The 21443-nt window shown below is 40.0% G+C and carries 20 protein-coding genes; 16 read left to right on the top strand and 4 right to left on the bottom strand.

The window, feature by feature from the left end; genetic code table 11:
- Positions 1–3 precede the first annotated feature (3 nt).
- From WJR50_RS20645 to WJR50_RS20575, 15 genes are all read left to right on the top strand, one after another.
- Positions 4–252 carry a HypC/HybG/HupF family hydrogenase formation chaperone gene (locus WJR50_RS20645; RefSeq protein ID WP_341295216.1) on the top strand — a complete coding sequence of 83 codons (249 nt, stop codon included), beginning with the start codon at positions 4–6 and terminating at the stop codon, positions 250–252.
- Positions 253–299: 47 nt separating this feature from the next.
- Positions 300–1406 (top strand): hydrogenase formation protein HypD, encoded by a 1107-nt coding sequence (gene hypD, locus WJR50_RS20640; protein WP_341295215.1) that lies wholly within the window; start codon positions 300–302, stop codon positions 1404–1406.
- Positions 1407–1448: 42 nt separating this feature from the next.
- Positions 1449–2495, top strand: a complete 1047-nt coding sequence (hypE, locus tag WJR50_RS20635) for a hydrogenase expression/formation protein HypE (RefSeq protein WP_341295214.1) — start codon at positions 1449–1451, stop codon at positions 2493–2495.
- Between the two features lies 1 nt (position 2496).
- Positions 2497–3618 carry an NHL repeat-containing protein gene (locus tag WJR50_RS20630; protein WP_341295213.1) on the top strand — a complete coding sequence of 374 codons (1122 nt, stop codon included), beginning with the start codon at positions 2497–2499 and terminating at the stop codon, positions 3616–3618.
- 10 nt (positions 3619–3628) lie between these two features.
- Positions 3629–3856 (top strand): hypothetical protein, encoded by a 228-nt coding sequence (locus WJR50_RS20625; RefSeq protein WP_341295212.1) that lies wholly within the window; start codon positions 3629–3631, stop codon positions 3854–3856.
- Positions 3857–4315: 459 nt separating this feature from the next.
- On the top strand, positions 4316–5485 hold the full coding sequence (locus tag WJR50_RS20620; protein ID WP_341295211.1) for an efflux RND transporter periplasmic adaptor subunit: 1170 nt from the start codon (positions 4316–4318) through the stop codon (positions 5483–5485).
- Between the two features lie 139 nt (positions 5486–5624).
- Positions 5625–5885 (top strand): hypothetical protein, encoded by a 261-nt coding sequence (locus WJR50_RS20615; RefSeq protein WP_341295210.1) that lies wholly within the window; start codon positions 5625–5627, stop codon positions 5883–5885.
- Positions 5886–5947: 62 nt separating this feature from the next.
- Complete coding sequence (locus WJR50_RS20610) at positions 5948–9121, top strand: efflux RND transporter permease subunit (protein ID WP_341295209.1); 3174 nt, start codon at positions 5948–5950, stop codon at positions 9119–9121.
- 10 nt (positions 9122–9131) lie between these two features.
- Positions 9132–10592 (top strand): efflux transporter outer membrane subunit, encoded by a 1461-nt coding sequence (locus WJR50_RS20605; RefSeq protein WP_341295208.1) that lies wholly within the window; start codon positions 9132–9134, stop codon positions 10590–10592.
- 934 nt (positions 10593–11526) lie between these two features.
- Positions 11527–11970 (top strand): helix-turn-helix domain-containing protein, encoded by a 444-nt coding sequence (locus WJR50_RS20600; RefSeq protein ID WP_341295207.1) that lies wholly within the window; start codon positions 11527–11529, stop codon positions 11968–11970.
- A gap of 19 nt (positions 11971–11989) precedes the next feature.
- Positions 11990–12676: an IS630 family transposase gene (locus WJR50_RS20595; protein ID WP_341295292.1), complete on the top strand. Its 687-nt coding sequence runs from the start codon at positions 11990–11992 to the stop codon at positions 12674–12676.
- A gap of 245 nt (positions 12677–12921) precedes the next feature.
- Positions 12922–14130 (top strand): hypothetical protein, encoded by a 1209-nt coding sequence (locus tag WJR50_RS20590; RefSeq protein ID WP_341295206.1) that lies wholly within the window; start codon positions 12922–12924, stop codon positions 14128–14130.
- A gap of 71 nt (positions 14131–14201) precedes the next feature.
- A complete protein-coding gene (locus WJR50_RS20585) occupies positions 14202–14615 on the top strand; it encodes a transposase (RefSeq protein WP_341295205.1) in 414 nt (137 codons plus the stop codon).
- On the top strand, positions 14609–14995 hold the full coding sequence (locus WJR50_RS20580) for a hypothetical protein (protein WP_341295204.1): 387 nt from the start codon (positions 14609–14611) through the stop codon (positions 14993–14995). Before WJR50_RS20585 ends, WJR50_RS20580 begins: the two co-directional genes overlap by 7 nt.
- A gap of 36 nt (positions 14996–15031) precedes the next feature.
- Positions 15032–15529, top strand: coding sequence for a hypothetical protein (locus WJR50_RS20575; protein WP_341295203.1), 498 nt, complete (start codon positions 15032–15034; stop codon positions 15527–15529).
- 76 nt (positions 15530–15605) lie between these two features.
- Here the strand turns inward: WJR50_RS20575 and WJR50_RS20570 are convergent, their stop codons facing one another.
- Positions 15606–16793: an MFS transporter gene (locus WJR50_RS20570; RefSeq protein WP_341295202.1), complete on the bottom strand. Its 1188-nt coding sequence runs from the start codon at positions 16791–16793 to the stop codon at positions 15606–15608.
- Complete coding sequence (locus tag WJR50_RS20565) at positions 16790–17578, bottom strand: hypothetical protein (RefSeq protein ID WP_341295201.1); 789 nt, start codon at positions 17576–17578, stop codon at positions 16790–16792. Before WJR50_RS20565 ends, WJR50_RS20570 begins: the two co-directional genes overlap by 4 nt.
- 68 nt (positions 17579–17646) lie before the next feature.
- Here WJR50_RS20565 and WJR50_RS20560 point away from each other — a divergent pair, with 68 nt between their 5' ends.
- Positions 17647–20745 carry a CHAT domain-containing protein gene (locus WJR50_RS20560; RefSeq protein ID WP_341295200.1) on the top strand — a complete coding sequence of 1033 codons (3099 nt, stop codon included), beginning with the start codon at positions 17647–17649 and terminating at the stop codon, positions 20743–20745.
- Between the two features lie 160 nt (positions 20746–20905).
- Here WJR50_RS20560 and WJR50_RS34225 read toward each other — a convergent pair whose 3' ends face one another.
- Together WJR50_RS34225 and WJR50_RS20555 are read right to left on the bottom strand one after the other, a co-directional pair.
- Entirely contained in the window at positions 20906–21085 is a 180-nt protein-coding gene (locus WJR50_RS34225) for a WGR domain-containing protein (RefSeq protein ID WP_445223481.1), read from the bottom strand.
- A partial coding sequence (locus tag WJR50_RS20555; RefSeq protein ID WP_341295199.1) for a recombinase family protein occupies positions 21082–21443 on the bottom strand: 362 nt, incomplete at its 5' end. The genes WJR50_RS34225 and WJR50_RS20555, both read right to left, overlap by 4 nt.

Raw genomic sequence — 21443 nt, 5'->3', positions numbered from 1 at the left:
CATATGTGTCTTGCTATCCCCGGAAAAATTAAATCCATTGACCTACTCTATGACGGTGCTGTGCGCATGGCTAAAGTATCTTTTGGTGGAATTACCAAAGAGGCCAGCCTGGAGATGGTACCCCAGGCCAATGTAGGTGATTACGTACTGGTGCATGTAGGAGTAGCCATTAGCAAAGTGGACGAGGAGGAAGCACAAAAAGTATTTGAATATCTAAGAGAAGCAGGAGAACTGGATGAACTAGAGCAGTAAAAATTGAAGATTTCAAATTGTTTGTAAATCGTTAAACATCAGCCATCATGAAATACCTCAGCGAATATCGCGATCCTCAAATGGTAGGTAAGTACCTGAAAGAAATCCGTAATACTGTTACTCGTCCCTGGAAGATCATGGAAATTTGTGGTGGACAAACCCACAGCCTGGTCAAAAACGGTTTGCTGAGCCTGCTTCCCAGTGAAATTACTATGGTGCACGGGCCCGGCTGCCCGGTTTGCGTAACACCCATCAATCTCATTGATAAAGCTGTTTATCTGGCCCTGGAAAAAAATGTTATCCTCTGCTCTTTTGGTGATATGCTGAGGGTACCGGGTTCGGAAAAGAGCCTGCTCCAGGCTAAGGCTGAAGGTGCTGATGTACGTATTGTATACTCTCCGCTGGAAGCGGTTAAGCTGGCCAAAAAGTATCCCGAGCAGGAGGTAGTATTTTTTGCAGTGGGCTTTGAAACTACTGCCCCGGCAAATGCGCTGTCCGTTCTGCATGCTGAAAGAGAAAAGCTGACCAACTTTTCTATTCTCGCATCCCAGGTGCTGGTACCTCCCGCCATGGAAGCAGTACTTTCTGACGAAGAAGCTAAGATAGATGGGTTTTTGGCTGCCGGTCATGTCTGCACCATCATGGGTACCTCAGAGTATCAACCTATAGTGGATAAGTTTAATATTCCGGTGGTAGTTACTGGCTTTGAGCCGGTAGATTTGCTGCAAGGTATATTGATGACTGTAAGACAACTGGAAGGAGGTATTTATCAACTTGAAAATCAATATTCACGCATGGTTAAGGACGAAGGTAATATTGCCGCCCGTCAGGTGCTGGAGCAGGTTTTTGAGGTGATTGACCGGGAGTGGAGAGGTATAGGCACCATTCCTAAAAGCGGCTACCAACTCAGAGCGCAGTTTCGTGCCTACGATGCCCAGGATAAATACCAGATTACATTTACCGAAGCTCCTGAGTCAGCAGACTGCATCGCCGGACAAATACTCAAGGGACTAAAGAAACCCCATGATTGCGGGCAATTTGGAAAAAAATGTACGCCCACTACCCCATTGGGAGCGCCCATGGTTTCTACGGAGGGGGCATGTGCAGCTTACTTTCATTTTGCCCAGCACGAGCAAGCCATGCAAAATGCTTGATTTACATGAGAACATACCTAACATTTCAATCAGGAGAATGCCATGAATAAAATGAATCTGGCTTGCCCTATGCCGCAATTGGATTTTGATCGTATTACTCTGGGTCATGGGAGTGGTGGGCTACTTACCCATAAACTTCTGGAAGCAGGTGTTTTTGACCTTTTGGATAATGAGTACCTGCAGACTCGTCATGATGGAGCTATGCTGCAGTTAAATGGACCCACTGCCTTTACGACCGATAGTTTCGTCATTTCTCCCATCTTTTTCCCAGGCGGTAACATAGGCGAGTTGGCAGTGAATGGAACGGTCAATGACCTGGCGATGTGTGGAGCGATCCCAAAGTTTATATCCCTGGGGCTTATTCTGGAGGAAGGGCTGATGATGGAAGAACTCTGGCAGGTACTGGTATCTATCAGTAATGCTTGTAAACGTGCGGGTGTAGTGGTTGTTACTGGTGACACAAAAGTAGTTGAAAAGGGGAAAGGGGATAAGGTGTTTATCAACACCACGGGTATCGGCAGCCTGCATCCGCATGCTAAAATTGGCATTGAAAATATTAAAGCAGGTGATAAGATGATTGTCAGCGGATCAATAGCCACCCACGGCATGGCCATCATGTCCATTCGTGAAGGATTAGAATTTGATACTTCTATCACCAGTGATACTGCTGCACTCAATCATCTGGTCAAAGATCTGTTGGATCAGTTTGGTGAAAAAGCGCACCTTTTCCGCGACCCCACCCGGGGTGGGGTGGCTACTGTCCTTAATGAAATCGCTCAACAGGCCAAACTGGGAGTAGAACTATGGCAAGAGCAACTGCCGATAGATGAACAGGTAGGCAGCGCCTGCGAAATCCTTGGGCTGGACCCGCTCTACGTAGCCAATGAGGGCATCTTTCTCTGTATTGCTGATGCAGCATCGGCTGAGGAAATGGTAGATACTATGCGAAAAGATGAGCTTGGAAAAAATGCGGTGATTATTGGAGAAATTAGCGAAAACCATCCACGTCAGGTCGTTTTGCAAAGTGGAATAGGAGGGAAGCGAATTGTTAGTATGCCTGCGGGAGATCAACTTCCACGAATTTGTTAACATGATAGATCAACGTAGCGATATAGCATTTCCAGTAAAAGAACGCAGGCTGTTTTATGGTCCGCAATCCAGTCCGCTACTGGCTCCCAGGGGTATTTGTAGCCTGGGTGATGGATTCGCAGTAGCGGATACCGGACAGAATCGGGTGTTTCTCTGGAAGCAGATTCCCGAAGAAGCACATGCTTTACCTGACGTTACGCTGGGACAGCTTTCAGCAGCAGGTACCGGACGAAATGCTGGTGATCAGCTTTCTGCTTCCAGCCTGCAGTACCCTTCCGGACTATGGTCCGATGGCAAGAAACTTATAGTAGCAGATGCCTGGAACCATCGTGTACTCATCTGGCATAGGATACCAACCTATGACGGGCAGCCTGCCGATGTAGTGCTGGGTCAGGAAGATTTCTACAGCAACCTGCCCAATGTGAAAGGCATACAGGCCTCCCCAAGCGCATCTTCACTCTACTGGCCTTACGGATTGCATTCTGATGGAGTCCAGCTTTGGGTCGCAGATACCGGCAATCGTAGAGTATTGTATTTTGAGCAAATTCCTACAGCAAACTTTGCTCCTGCCCAGCAGGTGTGCGGACAAATAAATTTCACACAAAAAGAATATAATCCTGACTACGCTATCTGGCCTTATTCCGTGCATGTCAGTGAAAGGGGAGAGTTGCTGGTGACAGATACCGCTTATTACCGGGTGCTGTATTGGAAAAAAGCAAGCCAGGCATTTACGCAAAAGGCAGATGTGGTTTTCGGTCAGAAAGACCATGAGTCCAACGGACAGAATCAGCACATGTTTTTACCCAGAGCCAATACTCTCAGCTGGTGTTACGATGCCAAATTTGATACACAAGGAGGATTCTGGCTGACTGATACTGGAAACAGCAGGCTTTTGTACTGGAAGAAAATTGCAGATCATCATAATAGTGAAGCAGATGCGCTGCTAGGGCAAGATCACTTTGAACTGGGCAGTGAAAACAAAAATAGTATTGAGAGTGCGCCCGATAGCTTTTACTGGCCTTTTTCAATCGCATTACAAAATGATGTTTTACTCGCTGCTGACACAGGTAACCATCGCATTGTCATTCATACACTTAAACCATACACATCATTCAACTCCTAAACTATTTCTTATGAAAAATGTACGTACACTACTACTCAGCCTAACCCTCATGATGTCTTCCACTTTTGTGGCTTTTGCTCATCCCGGTCACGGACATCATCAGCAGGAACCGAATGGATTGATGCATTATCTGACATCTCCTATACACCTAATTTCAATACTTTTGATTATAGGATTAGCTTTCTATGTGGCTTACAAAAAAGGATTACTGCCCCTCAAAAACTCCGGGAGAAAATAGAGGCGAAAACTAACTGCACATGTATTGATAAAGCCGGGACAACGTTCCCGGTTAATTAACACAATTGAAAAGAAGTAATTTAGTAGCTGATCCAGTTAATACAACCTTATTGCCTGAAACAAATATCAGTTTTCAATAGGAAGATTATCCTACATACTTTTTTTTTGAACGTATACTTTCACTTCACATCTGTAATATCTTTTTTGAATTCGAGGAATAAGCGTGATTTAAATTTTTTTATTCCACCCAGCAACTGCTGAATTATTCAACAATCTGTTATTAAATCGCCCAAACATTCTACACTTATTATTGGTTTTCAAGTTAAATCATCCTGGCCTAAAATAGTAAACAACTGAATAACAAAGGTTTATGGATAAATACTAATGAACTGTTCTCATAATAGAACAGTTATTGACCTTTGCACAAAAAAGTTAATTAACCTTAGACAAACGGATGAAAATGAGAAACAGTCTAAATTTGCTTAACAGATCCTATCTGTTCGCAATTTCCGCCTTTTTGGGGCTTTCTATGATGAGTTGTCAAGAAACAGAAGAAAAGGATGAAGGTCTTCCTTTGCCTGTCATGACTCTCCAGGAAGAAAAAGCCGCCAAGTCCTTTCAATATCTGGGGTCTATAGAGGGGGTGGAAAATGTTGGAATAAGACCACAAGTAGATGGCATCCTGGAAGAAATCTATGTGGATGAAGGGGATTACGTAGAGAAAGGTCAGCCTTTGTTTAAGATTAATAGTCAGCCTTACGAGGAAGATTTGAAAAACGCGATGGCAAACGTTAAAGTGGAACGAGCCAAACTCAGAAAAGCGCAGACTGAAATTGACCGAATTCAACCGCTAATTGATAATGAGGTCATTTCTGAAGTAAGAATGGAAACTGCCAAAGCCGACTATGAGGTAGCCCAATCTTCCCTAGACCGGGCAGAGGCTATGGCTGCCAATATGCGCATCAACCTTGAGTTTACTACAATTCAGGCCCCGGTGAGTGGATTTATCGGTAGAATCCCCAAATCTATCGGAAACCTGGTCAAGAAAACTGACCAAGAACCTCTTACCACCCTTTCCAACATTGAAGATGTTTACGTCTATTTTTCTATGAGTGAGTCTGATTATCTGTATTACGAGCGGATGAAAGGTGACTCTACCTCCAAAAAAATGAATAATCAGGTGAAACTGGTACTCTCTGACGGTTCGGAGTATGAAAGACAAGGCCTCATTGATGCCAATTCAGGTCAGATTGATAAGTCTACCGGTTCAATAAATTTGCGGGCAAAATTTGACAATCCCGATACCCTGCTCAGATCCGGAAGTACTGGCAAGATCATCATGGAGCAAATTTATCCGAACGCAATTTTAGTTCCTCAGGGAGCTACCACTTCCATCCAGGATAAGAGGTTTGTATTTAAGTTTCAGGAAGATGATAGTACAGTAGTGAGAAAGGAAATACAGATTGAAGGTCGTAGCGGAAAACAGTACATCGTAAGCGGGGAAACACTAAACCCTAACGATAGAATTGTAGTTTCTGGAATTAACAAACTGACGAATGGTGTAAAAGTAAACCCAATGCGGCCAGGGCAATTGGTGGTGGATAATAATGCTACTACCAGTATTGAGTAATATACGAGTGACTGCTTTATAGAGAGACAAATTGTATTTTTATTAAACGCAATGTTATAGCTCATTTTCCAATGCGCTGAAATGCCACTTGGAATGTGCTTGCTATGAATGATATTTTTTTAGCATCGCCTCTTTAAACATGATTTTGATACGTCTAACCAATTTCCGAAAAAAGGAGATCACTGGCTTACTGGCTGTTTCCTTACCTGAAGGCGGTAGCATGATCAGGCTATTGGCTATGTTTTTCTCTTCACTTTCTGTTTGTCTGGCTTTTCCAGAAAGAAGCAGTCCCCGCTATCTTCATGCTTACAGCTCTGAGAGCCATAGCGAACTTCCATTTTCCGTCAATCATCATTTTAAAAAGAACTCCATTAATTCATGGTATTTATCCTTTTTATAAGACCTAAGAAGGAGAAATTTTATCACTACGCATCTAATATTTTGACTAAGCTGTAAGATACTATGTTAAAAAAAATAATAGACCGGCCGGTACTGACTCTTGTGATTTCCATCGTATTGGTGATGGCTGGCGCAGCCAGTATTTTCCAACTTCCGGTAGAGCGATTTCCTGAAATTGCGCCTCCCAGTGTGAGTGTTGAGGTATATTATCCGGGAGGTAATGCCGAAACCGTAGCCAAGTCGGTACTGCTGCCGATTGAGGAAGCCATCAACGGTACTGAGAACATGACTTATGCCCGTTCTACCGCTACCAACTCCGGTAGAGGGAGGGTTTCCGTATATTTTGAACCGGGAACCGATCCTGATCTGGCAGCGGTGGATATTCAAAACCGAATTTCTACCGTGGTTCAGCAAATTCCGCCTGAAGTAGTAGAGTCGGGTATCACAGTGATGAAAAGAATGAAGGGAACGCTCATGACCATCAACATCTTCGCTGAAGACGAAAACTCTCCCTACAACGAAACTTTTCTGAATGCCTATACCCGGATGAATGTCAGGCGGGAGCTAAAACGGGTTGAAGGTCTGGCTGAGGCTGCGATTTTGCGTTCACGGGATTATGCCATGCGTATATGGCTGAACCCCGAAAGACTGGCTTTGTACGGGCTAACTCCCCGGGATGTATACCAGCAAATACGGGATCAGAGTTTTGAGGCTGCCCCCGGTAAATTCGGAGAAAATTCCGATGAAGTTTTTGAAATCCCCTTAAAACATAGCGGGAGTTTCAGTGAGCCGGAGGAGTATGAAAACATCGTGATCAAGTCAGAACAGGATGGCTTGCAGTTACACTTACGGGATGTAGCCCGGATTGAGTTTGGAGCATCCAACTATACCAGCCAGAACCGCCTGGATGGACGCCCATCAGTTACTATTGATATTGTCCAGCAGAGTGGGGCCAATGCAGTAGAAATTGATAAAAGTGTGCGTGAAATTCTGGAAGAACAGGCCAGAGTTTTCCCGGAAGGCATCAGTTATGAAATTACCTATAGTGTGAGAGACCAGATTGATGAATCTATGGGGCACGTGAAGCAAACGCTGATTGAGGCTTTTATTCTCGTATTCCTGGTGGTATTCATCTTCTTGCAGGATTTTAAAGCTACGTTTATTACCGCAATCACCATCCCTATTTCTTTGGTGGGTACGTTCTTTTTCCTTTCGCTGGTCGGAGTTTCCATGAATGTGCTCAGTATGTTCTCCATTGTACTCTCTATTGGTATTGTGGTGGATAATGCCATTGTGGTGGTAGAGGCTATCTTTGAGAAGATACAGCACTATGGCATGAGTGCCAGGGAAGCTGTGAATGATGCGTTATCTGAAATTACAGGGGCGATTGTTTCCATTACCCTGGTCATTGCGGCAGTATTTCTTCCCGTAGGATTCCTGCAGGGTCCTGTCGGAGTATTTTATCAGGAGTTTGCCTATACCATTATTATTGCCGTAGTCATTTCGGCGGTCATAGCGCTTACACTAGGTCCGGTGATGTTCATCCTGCTGTATAAAAAACGGACGAAAAAAGCCAGGGAGAACAGAGTAGTGGGCAAGCTTCAGCAGTCCAAGAAGGTGCAGCAGGCTAAGGCTTATGGCTCTAAGGGATTGAAGAAGTTTGATACTGGATTTGATAAATTTACCAACAAATATATTAAGCTGGCCCGACTGGCTATTCAGTATAAATGGGTAAGTTTAGCGGGACTGCTAGGCGTGGTGGTTCTTACGGTATTTCTGGCCAAACGCACCCCACAGGCCTTTATTCCTACCGAAGATGATAACTTCCTCATCTTTACCCTTACCATGCCCGAAGGCGCTTCGCTTCACCGAACCAACGAAGCTTTAATACAGGCGGATTCCATCCTCCAACAGGAAGCTGCTGTAGAAAGTGTGAATACCGTTTCCGGCTATGATGTAGTAAGCGGGTCTGAAAGTCCTTCTTCTGGTATGGGGTATGTCATACTGAAAGAAATGAGCGAGCGAGGTGAGATTGAGGATATCAATGAGCTTATCAAACATTTGATGGGTAAGCTTTCGGTCATCAGTGATGCCCGGGGAATCAATATGTATCCTCGTCCTACCGTACAGGGATTTGGTGACTTTGACGGGGTGCAGATCATGCTACAGGATCTTTCGGATGGTGACCTGAGCGAATTTGGCGTTCTGGTCAATGAGTTTATTGCCGAACTGAACCAGCAGAATGAAATTGACAATGCCTTTACTTCCTACAATACGAATTTTCCCCAGTACAAACTGAACATTGACTATAAGAAGGCAAAAGCATTAGGCGTGAGTGTCAAGGATATGATGTTCACCGTTCAGTCTAATTTTGGTCGTACCAGAGTTGGGGATTTCAACAGATTTACCCGACAGTATGGAGTGTTCATGCAATCGGATATGTCTTATCGCGAAAACCCGGAAGCTTTCAATGCTATTTTCGTCAAGAATGATGAGAACGAGATGGTCCCATTGAATACAATTGTGCAGTTGGAAGAAGCTTTTGGACCGGAAACCGTTACCCGTTACAATCTGTACAATGCGGCCAGAATTAACATTACTCCTGCCCCGGGCTTCAGTACCGGCGATGTAATGAACAAAATTGAGGAGCTCAGTAACCAAACACTACCTGCCAGCCTTAATTTTGAATGGACCGGTATGAGTTTGGAAGAGAAGAAGTCTGGCTCAGATTCCATCATTGTGTTTATCATCAGCATCGTGTTGGTATATTTTATACTGGCTGCTCAGTACGAGAGTTTCTGGTTGCCCATGGCCGTGATGCTTTCTCTGCCTACCGGTATTCTGGGTGTTTTTGCCTTTATCAATCTCACCGGAATTGATAATAATATTTACGTGCAGGTAGGTATTATCATGCTGATTGGCCTACTGGCGAAAAACGCAATTTTGATTGTAGAATTTGCCGTTCAAAAACGGCAGAGTGGTGCCAATGTTTTGGATGCTGTGCTGGATGCCAGTGCTTTGCGCCTTAGGGCGATTGTAATGACCTCTCTGGCATTTACTGCCGGCTTAATACCCCTTATGTTTTCGGAAGGTTCTTCTGCCATAGGCAACAAATCGGTGAGTATAGGTACGGCAGGCGGCATGTTGTCCGGTGTATTTCTGGGTATTCTTATCATACCGGTATTAACCTACATTTTTATTCAGTTAAGTGAGCGCTTCAACATTAAAACCACCTAAGAAAGTTGATATGAAGTACATAAAGCAATGGGTATTTATCAGTCTAATCTCTATCTTGGCCATCAGCTGTAAGGTTGGGGAAAGCTACCAACGTCCTGATATTGGTGAAATTGATAGCTACTACGGCATTTCTCAACTGGACACTAGCTCTTTAGATAATCAGACTACCTTAGCCGATGTAAACTGGAGGGATTATTTTGATGATTCCACTCTGATTTCATTGATTGATACGGCCCTGGTGTACAATATTGAGTTGCAAAAAGGAGCCAAACAGATTGAAATAGGTTCTCAAAACCTTGCTATTTCTAAAGCCGACTTTTATCCCAGCCTAGGATTAGCTCCCTTTGAGTTTAATAGAGAGTACTATTCTGAAAATTTCAACAATTACGGTTCAAACCGGGCACGCCGGAACCATGGCGAAAACCCACCCAGAACGCTATATACTGAACGTTTGGCCTACTCCACTACTTTATTTGCCAGTTGGGAGATTGATCTTTGGGGTAAATTACGCTGGCAAAAAGAAGCTGCGCAGGCTTCATTTATGCAAAGTGAAGAGTTTCAGAAAGCAGTGCAAACCGCCATTGTAGCTGAGATTGCCTCTACCTATTATAACATGCTGATGGTTAATTCTCAGATTGCCGTAGCAGAGCGAAATCTGGAACTGGGTAGAAACACGCTAAACATTGTAAAACTACAGTTTGAGGCCGATGAAACTACTTCACTGGCTATTCAGCAAACTGAGTCGCAGATTCTGAGGGCGGAATCATTAATTCCCCAGTTGGAACGAGAGTACACACTGCTGGAAAACCGCCTTAATCAATTGCTGGGGCGCTATCCTCAAGCCATAAATATTGAGCAGGACCTGGAAGATGTGGGCTTTGACGAACAATATATTGTGGGCGTTCCTTTACAACTGATCAATAACCGTCCTGATATTGCCGCAGCGGAATACCAACTCATCGCGAGTAACGCCAGAGTGGGTGTGACGCAGGCTATGAAATATCCTTCTATTGTCCTCAATGCCAGTACAGGCTTAAATTCTTTTATGTTTGACAGTTTTCTGGACCCGATGGGCTCAGGATTTGCCCTGATCAACGGGGCTATTTTCCAGCCGCTCTTTCAAAACAAAAGGTTAAAAGCCAATCACTCCATTGCACAGACAGAACTGCAACTGGCCGAACTGGATTTTAAAGACAATGTGATCCTGGCGGTAAGGGAAGTTTCCGATGCCCTGGTCACCATTGAGAAGCTTCGGGAAGAATACAATATTGCTCAGCAACGGATTATTGTGACCAGCAAGGGTGTTCGGGATGCCTCGTTGTTGTTTCAGAGTGGTTTTGCGAATTACCTGGAAGTGATCAATGCTCAGGAAGACGCATTACAAAGCGAACTGGATCTGGCTGACCTGAAACGGCAAATCATTCTTGCCAACATTGAATTATACCGAAGCCTTGGTGGTGGATGGAAATAAAACAATCAATCTTGAACTGAATTCAGTGGGTTACTTGGTAAGTACTCAAGTACATATTGATTGCTAAACTTGCTCTTTTCGTAAGTTTATGTTCATCAAGAATCATAGAAAGCAAGTAAGAAAAACTCAGCAGCTGGCACAAAATCACTTTTCCAGCATTTTGTCTATAAGGCTACAAGTCAGTAAGCTAGAATCTCAAGGTAAATTCTGTCGGAAATACATTTTTCACCATTGGATTCCGCAACAAACAGTAAAAATCAAAAAAAAGCCTGTAACTCGTTGAATTACAGGCTTTTGAGAATCTAAGAAGCGGTCTGGACGGGAGTCAAACCTTATTTTTAAATTGTTCATATTCAGTGGTTTATAAGGCTGAAATAAAGCCTGTTCACCGATTTGTATCCCTTTTTAAAACTTTAATTTTCATGTTTTTTGTAGTATGAAGGAGAGAGCATAATTCAATAGATTTGAATATCAAAACAGGGTAAAAATCTATCTACAGAAGAGTAACAAATCTAGCGTCCACTTGAACCCAGACTCCTTAGGATAGCGTTTCCCTGTATCTAATATTTAAGAGGTATAGGACAAAACTGGCTAAGATAGAAGTGTATAAAATGGTATTAAGAGGTTCAAATCGCGGCAGGATGAAAATCCTACTTGCAACCCTCTAATTATCAGTACTTTGTGAGAACTTATTTTGTCAGTTCACCGAATAGTTCACCTCTTGAAGAGTAATAATTAAGAACAATTCGTATGATTGAAAGAACGTATTTTAATAATAATAAGTAACAATATAAATTGCAATAAAGAATACCAAAATCAGCTAATTTACACCCATTGGAAGGTTAGTAGTATTCGAACCTAGTGCATTGTCAAAGCTAAAAGTTAGGGTAAAGACGTTACTATAAAAAGAGTAATTCATCAAAATAGATTGGACATGCCGAAGAGATATATTGTACGTCTCAGCGCAGAAGAGCGAGACACATTGCACTCTGTGATCAAGAAACTAAGCGGAAGTAGCCAAAAAGTACGACGAGCCCAGATGCTATTGAAAGCCGATGCTGATGGTCCTGCCTGGACGGATGCATGTATTGCCGATGCGTTCAACTGCCGCACCAGGACGGTTGAGAAGCTACGTCAACGTTTCGTAGTGAATGGTTTTTCGGTGGCTTTGAATAGCAGAAAGCGATTGGTTCCGCCGGTAGCCAAGTTATTGGATGGGGAACAAGAAGCTAAAGTAATCGCTATGCGCTTGGGAGCACTCCCCAAGGGATATGCTCATTGGACGCTACGTTTGCTGGCTCGTAAGCTCATAGAGTTAGAGATAGTAGAGACGATCAGCCATGAGACGGTGCGCCAAACGCTTAAAAAAACGGCATGACTAAGCGTAAGATTGCCTACTGGGTAATTCCACCGGAAGCCGATGCCGAGTTTGTCGCCAGTATGGAAGAAGCCGCCGCGGCGCGGTACTGGATATTTATCACCAGCCCTATGATGCCACACATCCGGTAATTGCTATGGATGAGAAGCCCGTACAGTTAGTTAAAGAGACTCGGCAACCGATGATGGCCACTAAAAACCAGCCTAAACGGGTAGACTATGAATATGAACGGGCTGGCACGGCTAGTATCTTCATGTTTACCGAACCACTATCAGGCTGGCGACAGGCTACCGCCCGTCCACGACGCACCAAAGCTGACTGGGCCTTAGAAGTAGCTGCTTTAGTGCAAGGACGCTACGCAGAAGCCGACAAAGTAACGCTAGTTTGTGATAACTTGAACACACATACGAAAGGAGCTTTTTACGAAGTATTTGATCCAGAAACAGCCCGGCAGTTGGTTAAACGTATTGAGTTTTGCTACACCCCAAAGCACGGCTCTTGGTTGAATGTAGCAGAAAACGAACTCAGTGCCATGACCCGACAATGTTTAACCCATCGGCGCATAGGTGATATAGAAACGTTGCAAGAAGAAATCAGCGCTTGGGCACAGGATGTTAACCAAAGTCAGCGAGGCGTAGATTGGCAACTCAAAATTGATGATGCCCGCTGCAAACTCAAATCCGTCTACCCTAATTCTTTATCTTGACAATGCACTAGTATCTCAGTTTTTCAATGGGTTTCACCACTTAAGAACGACTATTCATTAAACCGCTAATCAGATTTTATACACTATACCTACACCATTATAGATTATTCAAACTCCTTAACATATAAGGGTGTTATTGAACAAATCTGCATGCTTTGAAAGACCAACATATAAAGAAATTGCTTGGTTTTATATAAATTTATTCTTAAAATTAACTGATAAAGTATAATTACCTCAGATACCTTTTGAGCAGAATCAAGCTACTTAATCTTATTCTATCTGTTTTCTTTTTTTCTCTGATTACAAGTTGTGAATTGTTTGAAGATGAGCAGGAGGATGATATTTCCAATGATATCATTAAGGATACTCCTAAGGATAATACATATGGAAAAGGTAGTTATACAAATCCTGAGGAGGAGCTTTCTCCTTTATTGCACCCCGAATTATTAACAGGAAAATGTTATTTGTTTGACTATGACTCTACAAAAGCTAACGGAAGTGCTGATCAGGTAATAGATATAAAGATTACAGTGTTTGAGGACTCTCGGTTTGAAAGAAAAGAAATAGAATACAAATTTGAAGAGGAAGATTCAACGATTATCAATATGATTACCTTCACATATGATGATCAGAACCGTCTTTATATTGATAGTACCTTTTATGTATTTCGCGATAAAATAAGCCTTTCATATCATTCAGAATATATATATGATCAGGATAATGTATTAATCAGAGAGATAGAAACAGAAGATCCTGATAGTAGCAGTCCGGATATTACAACCTTTGATTATGCTTATGATGCTAACGGAAATATGATAGAAAAGAAAGGAGTGTCAGATACTTTTTTTGGAAACGGATACTGGAACGAAACCTGGGAATATAATGACCAGAACCTGGAAACTTATCATTCCTTAGAAAGTAATCCTCCTGGTTTTTCTGATAATTACTCTTCCAGAGAACAGGTTTATGATGAAGATGGGTATTTGGTTTTTTTCTGTAGAGAGTATAAGCTTTATAATACTATTCATACCACTACCGATAAGTTCTACCTTGACAAAAGTCAGCTTCCCGATCAACTTACCATCATAGGGAAATGGGGAGGCTGTGTTTACGAAGACAGTTTATTCCAAAGAAAGTATAGTGGCGGCAGACTGGAAACAGGCAAAGAACTCAGGTTTTTTAATGCCAATGGTAAAATAGATAAGCGTGAAAGTTATTCTTATGTTCCAATAGGAAGCAAATTTGAATTAGAATCAATTACTACATATACCTATGACAATAAGGATAATCTTATTGAGGAAGAAACGGAATGGTTCGAAGATGATGGCCAGTCTTCATATATTCTTCGTCATTATAAATACACTTTTGATGATACCAACAGGCTTATAAACAGTGTTTATTTATTCCGTGGAGAAATATCAAGCATTAAGGAGTACACATATATTTGTAGTTAAGAACACATTATTTTAGAAGCTGTTTGAATTAATGAGAGAATAAAAAGGCAGAGCAGAGAGTATATTATTTGATGCGAAACAAAAAATACACCTCTGATATTTCTGCCCGTGGATGGCAAACTATAGAAAAAATCATTACTGTACAAAGGAGCAGTAAATGGGAGCTTAAAGAGATAGTAAATGCTATTTTCTATGTGACCAAGAATGGATGTGTCTGGCGAGATTTACCAGGAGATTTTCCACCTTGGCAAACGGTCTACTGGTACTACAGAAAGTGGGTGGTTAATGGCACTTTGAAGAACATAAGTGCATGTTTAGTAGTAGATTACCGGGAAAAGCAAGGTAAAAAGGCTCAGCCTACAGTAGCAATTGTTGATAGCCAAACAAGTAAGAATAGTAGTTCTAGTACTGAAGATATAGGGGTAGACGGAGGCAAGCTTATAAAGGGCCACCGTGGAACGGACGTAAACGATTTTTTGTGGTAGATACTTTAGGCTGTTTGTTGGAAAGCTTCGTGGTAGCGGCCAATTGTTATGATGGAGTCACTGCTGCTAAAAGATGGGAAAGTTTTGGTGAAGACAATATCCTGTTAAGCCATCTTGAAAAAGTATATGCTGATGGAACCTTTGGTGGAACTTTTTCCAGGAAAATGAAAGAAAATTACTCTATAGAAGTATGCATTCCTTCTGTTCCTATCGCTAGGAAAGGAAAAGTAGATATTCATCAGGGAAGGTGGATAGTGGAAAGGTCAATTGCATGGACTGCTAATAATAGGAGATGTTCTAAAGATTATGAGAGGAAAACAGAGAATGCTAATGCTTTCATAACCATTGCTAATATCAGACGATTAGTCAACAAAATTTAACTCAAACAGCTTCTTAGTTATATTAACTTCATTGTAATGAGAAAAACGATCTACGCTTTATTAACCATTTTTACTCTAACTTTATCTATACCATCCTGCTCAGAAAAAGAAGAAGAAGCACCTACCCCACAGTCTCAGCTAATTGATGAATGGGAGCTAGTAAGGACAGAATTTGTATATTATGACGAAGATGGGAATGTCAGTGGTACCCCTTTCATTCGAGAGAAGGGTACCGATAACTGGAATGAAAGCTGGGAAACTTATCTGGCTTTTTACGAAGGCGGAACTTATGAGCATTATGAATCAAAAGCAAAAGAAAATCGCTACGGCAGTGTTATCTTTTCAGACCTGTTGCCACCTACTGGCGGCACCTGGGAATATAAAAACAACAATACAGTAATTGTTTTAACTAGCTATCGAGAAGATCTTGAATTTCAGATCCTAGAGTCTTCGGCTACTGACCTGCGGTTATTTAAGGAACATACTGAAATCGGAGTTATCAAAGAAGAAATGACCTGGGAGTTTAAAAAATAGAAGGGGCTAATTGTATCATCTACGTTTTTATTTATGAGCGATTAAGCATATTCTGAAATAGCTCAACTAATTTCAATTATTTTGAGTATGAGCCAGATTTTAGAAATTCTTGTTTAAAGAATTGACTTATTTTTTCTCTATAAAATTTGAAGTTCAATACTTTATCCTCAATAAAAAAAAGTGCCCCTATATAAGCTAGGTTAACATTTATTCCAAATATAAAATAGACTAAGAATGAAACCAGCGACATGATCAATACATAACTAAAAACGTGCAAGAGAATACCAAAATATGGTATTCTTCCTATTTTCATTTCCAGTATATCTTGAGGGTAAACGGCTATAAAAGAAAATCCCCAGAAGACTAGAAATAAGAAAATAATAAGCCAAACAGATATGATATTATCCCCTTTCACTAATGAATAATAAGCATTGACTAATAATAAGGGACCCGAAATATTACCTAATAGTGTATTTTTATTATCATTTAAATAAAAATCCCCTATCACAATTATTCTATTATCGATAACACTGTTAAAAAATTCTGTACTGGTTAGATTGATCTCACCCAGATTAAAAAGAAGAAAAGATTTTGCTTCCAATAGATCATAATTTGTAACTCTGTAATCTGGAATAAAATCATTAAACATCAGATTATTCCCATGCCTACTCCATAGATAACCTTTTTCAAGAGATTCACCTGTTAACTCTTCATACATTTTAAGGGGTATAGAGCTTTGTTTAGTCTCCTGTGAAAACAATTTATATTTATAAAAAAGACCTCCCGTTGTTTTAATTTCTGCTAGACCTCTCTTAATCTTATTATTTGAGAAAATTAAACCATCTCCTTTTTTTGCTTCAGGAATAATCAAACGAGGTATGTTCATTGCTTCTTCCAATGAATCATCATATAGAGATGCGTGCTCAAAAAATATATCACAGAGGATATACTTATGCTTTGCGCTTTTTTTAACCCTCTCAAAAAAATATTGTAATTCCTTCCTATCTGTTATGTTAATATTACCCACGGGCAGTCCCTTTTCATCAAAGTTGTCCACCAACATATTGTCAAAACTAGTATTAACAAATAACAATTCATCACTGTTTATTCCTGTATTCTTATTTAGGATTATATGCTTAGTTATGAAGCTGTTCGTAAATACATTTTTGTCATTAGTGGGTAATAAATAAATCTTTTGTATTAAGAAAAATATGAAGATTGCTATCAACGCATTAAAAAAAGAAAAGAGTAGTCTTTTTTTCATCTTATAGTCTGATTAACAAAGGTATCATCTAGAGTGCCATATGTTTCCTCAAAATGACTTTTCAAAGCCGCTTTAATGTCTTCTTCAGACTTATTTTGCTTTTCAAGAAACTGCTTATAAACTTGTACTTCTTCTTCTAAAGATTCACGAAATAAAAAGTACAGGTCAATCCCATTGATGCTTAGGTCTTTTTCTGTAGAGGCTTTATAAAATTTAAGTTCTTGTTCACTGATTATTCTGGGATCAAGATATGAACCATCAGATTTGAATACATCCTTTGTGAGGATTATAAACCCATTTTTTTCAACTTCTATTTTTTTCCTAAAAGATTTTCCCTGATACTTATAAGTAATGAAGTAGTAAGAAACGCCATCAGATGGAACAAATGAAATCTTTATCCTTTTAGGAAACAGTAGCTCATTTTTTTCATCAAAAACCAGATACGTATACTTCGTTTTCTCCATTGCTCTGGTCCCACTATACTCACTAACCGGTAAAATATTAGCGCTTACAAAATACCTGAGCTCTCCCTCTGTCTTCTCAGATTGGTTCTTAAACAAGACCATTCTACCGCGCTTATTACTTAATAATACGGCTATATCATGATCACTACTGTAAATCACTTCCGGGTTACCCGAAAACTCATCACCGGTTTCTAACAGTTTATTGGTGCTTTTGAGTGTTATTTCTCCTTTTACATGTAAAACATAGAAAGTTTCATCAGATATATCTGCATTTATGAATGAGAGCAAAAGAGAGGCAAGTAATAAAACTGTTTTTGACATGATATCTTTTGAAAAGAAATATTAACTTTTAATGTTATTACATTTATCCTTGTCACAACATCCATAATATGACTTTTTTCAAACCTTTAAAAGAGTTTGTGTTATTAATTTTCTTATTAATTTCCACTCTTGCTTTTTCCCAAACCATTGAAGACAACAATAGAATCTACCCTGAAATTAGCCGAGCCAATCAATTGTATCTCGTGGAAAACTATCAGGCAGCAGCTAATTCATATTCTACGCTCATCCCTAAACTTATCAATAGCCTTACTCCGGATGGAATATATACTGAGGTATTTATTAATCATATATTCCAAAGCCTATATTACCAGCTGAATTGTTATATAAATATAAATGACAATAAAGCAGCCGGTGAGGTATATCAAACACTAAAAGATTTTACTTTAGCCCCAGCTTTTCAGCAGTATGAGTCGAGGTGGTCAAGTTTTTTTCTAGCTACTTTTGAATATCAAGAGTATTTTTGTCAGACTCAAACACAAGACCAATGCCACTCCTTTTTACTGGACCTTGTTAAGATCTGTGAAAAGTTTGTAGACGAATATGAGCCAGGTAATCAGTTTTCTTCTGATCAACTTTCCACATATTTACAGCTTCAAGTAGTTTTGGCTTCTTTTTATAAGGAAAATCATAGGGAAGAAGGTGCAAAATCAGTCTATAAAACTGTAAAAGAAATCATTGAAAGCAATCAACTTGAAAATGAGAGTATGTTTGAAATGTATTATCAAATTGCTGTATCAAGCTTAACGCTCATAGAACAGGAAGCAACAAACTATCAGGCCGCATTACAACAATCTGAACAAATCGGTGACATAAATATGCAAATGTATGGTTCGCTCAGTGATGAGTTTTTGAACACAAAATTTTTAGAAATATCTCAAATGCAGATAGCTGAAATGCGCTATACCGCTAGAAAAGAGGCAACTGCTATCATCCATCAAATAGAACAGGAAGGCAAGACCCAAAACCCTTATTATCAAAGCTTTATTACTCTTATATATTCAATAAATATGTCATTAGGTGATTTTGAAGAATGCTTACTTTTATTGGATAATCTGACGTTTGATCAAACCTCAGATTACAAGCTTACTAAAGCAGATCTATTTTTTTTAGATGGTAAATATCAAGCGGCAGTAGAATTATACGAAAGTGTATTTGCTCATAGTGAGCTAGAGGAGAAGGATCAATACTTTCAGCATATTGCATCTTATGCCTCCTGCCTTTACGAAATTGGTGATTATGATAGCTTTTTAACAATAATGAAAAAATATAGTCATCATATGCGGGATGTGGCTACAGATCAATTGCGTTTATCCAGCATCAATTACCAATTAGGTAGTGCATACTACTCCGTCCATAATTTTAAAAAGGCAGAGGAATTATTCAAAAAAGCACTTAGTGATCTGGATCATACGGATGGCAATGACGAAATCCGCTCATACTATGCTTCTTCCCTAGGCTTATGTTATCTTGTAAACAATAAATTTGAGGATGCTGATGAAGCTATGTCAACTGCTTTAAAGGCCACAGAGCAGAGTATTTTTAATGCTATGCTTTACTTTACTGAGCAAAATAGGCTACACTATTTAGATCAAATTAATCCGTATAAGCACAACATTTATTATTATACTGCCACACGGCATAAAGATCATCCCTCTTCCACTGCATTAAGTTACGATTACACCCTTCTTATTAAGGAACTGGGCCTAAATTCAATTACTACGATAAGAAAGAATGCCTCCGTCAGCCAGGATCAACAGTATAAAACATTATTGCAAAAATGGTTAAGTACAAACGAGCTACTCAAAGATGTAAATACCAGGCTGAATAAAGACTCTCTTCAGGATTATGCAAGTGCCTATGAAAGAGAGTTAATAGATAAAGGAAAGGCTGATATTTTGGTAGCAAGCCAGAAACAAGAAATTAACTGGCAATCAATACAAAATAGTCTATCTGCTCATGAAGCTGCAATTGAATTTATTTCCTTTAAACCATTTCCAATGGATGATAGTACCTCTTTGCAATACGCAGCCTTACTGATTCGTAAAGACAAAAAATATCCTTTATACATTGATTTATTTGAAGAGACGAAGCTAAAGACTTTATTCAATGCGGCTGCTAATACTACTGATGAAGAAAAGGCCCATATTTTGTATACCGAACAAGGCAAAATCTTATCAGACTTAATCTGGCAACCTTTTGAAAAATACTTAGATGGCATAAAAAAAGTTTTCTATGCTCCCACAGGACTACTACATGCAATATCTTTTTCAGCACTTCCATATGATACCAATAGCAACTTCCTTTCAGATGAATATCAACTGGTCAGGTTGAATAATACTAAATATCTCACCAAAGAATTTAAGGAAGAATCTATTGAAACTGCCTCACTTTTTGGAGGCATGAATTATTCAACGGACAATTTTAATTCTTTAAACTCGTATGCTTCTAGACAAGATCAAAACACTGAACGCTATCAAAGTGGTTTATTTCAAAATCTTCCCGGGACAAAAGACGAAATCACCCAAATTTCGGAACAATTAAAGCATTACCAGATATCTTCTCATATCTATATGGAAGAAAATGCAGATGAAGAGAATTTTCTATCTGACGTGCAGAATGCTAGGGATATTCTGCATATCTCAACACACGCCTTTTTTCTAGAAGAGGTAAAAGAAGATGAGTTCTTTGCTACAGATCTATATGGGATGGGCATACAAAAAATGAATGAAGATCCAATGAACAGGGCGGGTATTGTTTTTTCCGGGGCAAATTTCTTTTGGGAAAAAGGTGAAAGTTTTAATCAAAAAGAAGATGGTATTTTGACAGCTAATGAAATTGCAAGTTTAGATCTTTCCAGTACAAAGCTTGTTGTTTTATCAGCCTGCGAAACAGGCATCGGAGATAATACTATGAGTGATGGTATTTTTGGCTTACAAAGAGCATTTAAACTGGCTGGAGTGGAACACCTCATCCTGTCATTATGGAAAGTTGATGATAAAGTCACAAAAGAATTTATGGTAAGCTTTTACGATGAACTATTTGAGTCTAAACTTACAATAGAAGAGGCTATGGAGGCTGCACGTATTAAAGTTAAAAAAAAATATCCTTCTCCATATTATTGGGCAGCATTTGATTATATCAGATAATATTTAAAGCGTTTTAGCTAAATGAGTTTGAATCATTCCAGATTTAAGATAATTTATTGTTTGTGGTTAGCTATCTCAAAGCTATAACGAAAGAGTCTCATCTGATACCCCTTCATACACTTCTGAGCCCTAAGTTTCTCAGCAGCCTGATGAGCCTGATCTACTTGTTCAAACCAATCTTCTTTGCGCTGCCCTCGTTTGCAAAGCTAGGTTTGTCACTGCATCTGCCCCATACCCTTATGAGGGCATACTGGCCGAATAGAGTTGGAGAGGGGGAGAGACGATAGAAGCGATGCATGTTCTTTTCGTTATGATGTCGTTCCAAGTAAGTGATAATCATGAGGTTTTCTTTTCAGGTGGATTTTCACGAACGATCTTGTAAAGGGTAGACTTAGAGATATGGAACATCTCCAGGATCTCGGTAATGCTTAGTTCCTTATCATGATAGGTTTTCACCAAAAGCTTTTGCTTCTTTTTATCCAGGGCAGCAGGACGACCACCGAGTCTGCCACGGGCTCTGGCAGAAAGTAATCCAGCATTGGTTCTTTCCCTAATAAGATTCCTTTCAAATTCTGCCAGTGCCCCGAACATGTGGAAAATCAACTTTCCTCCGGAAGTCGTCTGGAATTCTAAGATAAAAACAATACAAATAGCTATAACTTTTCCAAGAATGTATGCTTTACTTCGTATTCCATATT

Source organism: Catalinimonas locisalis, assembly GCF_038039535.1.
Lineage (GTDB): Bacteria > Bacteroidota > Bacteroidia > Cytophagales > Cyclobacteriaceae > Catalinimonas.
This window is presented reverse-complemented; position numbering and strand designations above follow the sequence as displayed.

Bases quoted from the DNA above. Each gene is read 5' to 3' on its own strand.
- WJR50_RS20585 (WP_341295205.1), top strand. From the start codon at position 14,202: ATGCGAAACAAAAAATACACCTCTGATATTTCTGCCCGTGGATGGCAA.
- WJR50_RS20625 (WP_341295212.1), top strand. From the start codon at position 3,629: ATGAAAAATGTACGTACACTACTACTCAGCCTAACCCTCATGATGTCT.
- WJR50_RS20605 (WP_341295208.1), top strand. From the start codon at position 9,132: ATGAAGTACATAAAGCAATGGGTATTTATCAGTCTAATCTCTATCTTG.
- WJR50_RS20615 (WP_341295210.1), top strand. From the start codon at position 5,625: ATGATTTTGATACGTCTAACCAATTTCCGAAAAAAGGAGATCACTGGC.
- WJR50_RS34225 (WP_445223481.1), bottom strand. From the start codon at position 21,085: ATGATTATCACTTACTTGGAACGACATCATAACGAAAAGAACATGCAT.
- WJR50_RS20610 (WP_341295209.1), top strand. From the start codon at position 5,948: ATGTTAAAAAAAATAATAGACCGGCCGGTACTGACTCTTGTGATTTCC.
- WJR50_RS20575 (WP_341295203.1), top strand. From the start codon at position 15,032: ATGAGAAAAACGATCTACGCTTTATTAACCATTTTTACTCTAACTTTA.
- WJR50_RS20645 (WP_341295216.1), top strand. From the start codon at position 4: ATGTGTCTTGCTATCCCCGGAAAAATTAAATCCATTGACCTACTCTAT.
- WJR50_RS20570 (WP_341295202.1), bottom strand. From the start codon at position 16,793: ATGAAAAAAAGACTACTCTTTTCTTTTTTTAATGCGTTGATAGCAATC.
- hypE (WP_341295214.1), top strand. From the start codon at position 1,449: ATGAATAAAATGAATCTGGCTTGCCCTATGCCGCAATTGGATTTTGAT.
- WJR50_RS20620 (WP_341295211.1), top strand. From the start codon at position 4,316: ATGAGAAACAGTCTAAATTTGCTTAACAGATCCTATCTGTTCGCAATT.
- WJR50_RS20565 (WP_341295201.1), bottom strand. From the start codon at position 17,578: ATGTCAAAAACAGTTTTATTACTTGCCTCTCTTTTGCTCTCATTCATA.
- WJR50_RS20560 (WP_341295200.1), top strand. From the start codon at position 17,647: ATGACTTTTTTCAAACCTTTAAAAGAGTTTGTGTTATTAATTTTCTTA.
- WJR50_RS20630 (WP_341295213.1), top strand. From the start codon at position 2,497: ATGATAGATCAACGTAGCGATATAGCATTTCCAGTAAAAGAACGCAGG.
- WJR50_RS20600 (WP_341295207.1), top strand. From the start codon at position 11,527: ATGCCGAAGAGATATATTGTACGTCTCAGCGCAGAAGAGCGAGACACA.
- hypD (WP_341295215.1), top strand. From the start codon at position 300: ATGAAATACCTCAGCGAATATCGCGATCCTCAAATGGTAGGTAAGTAC.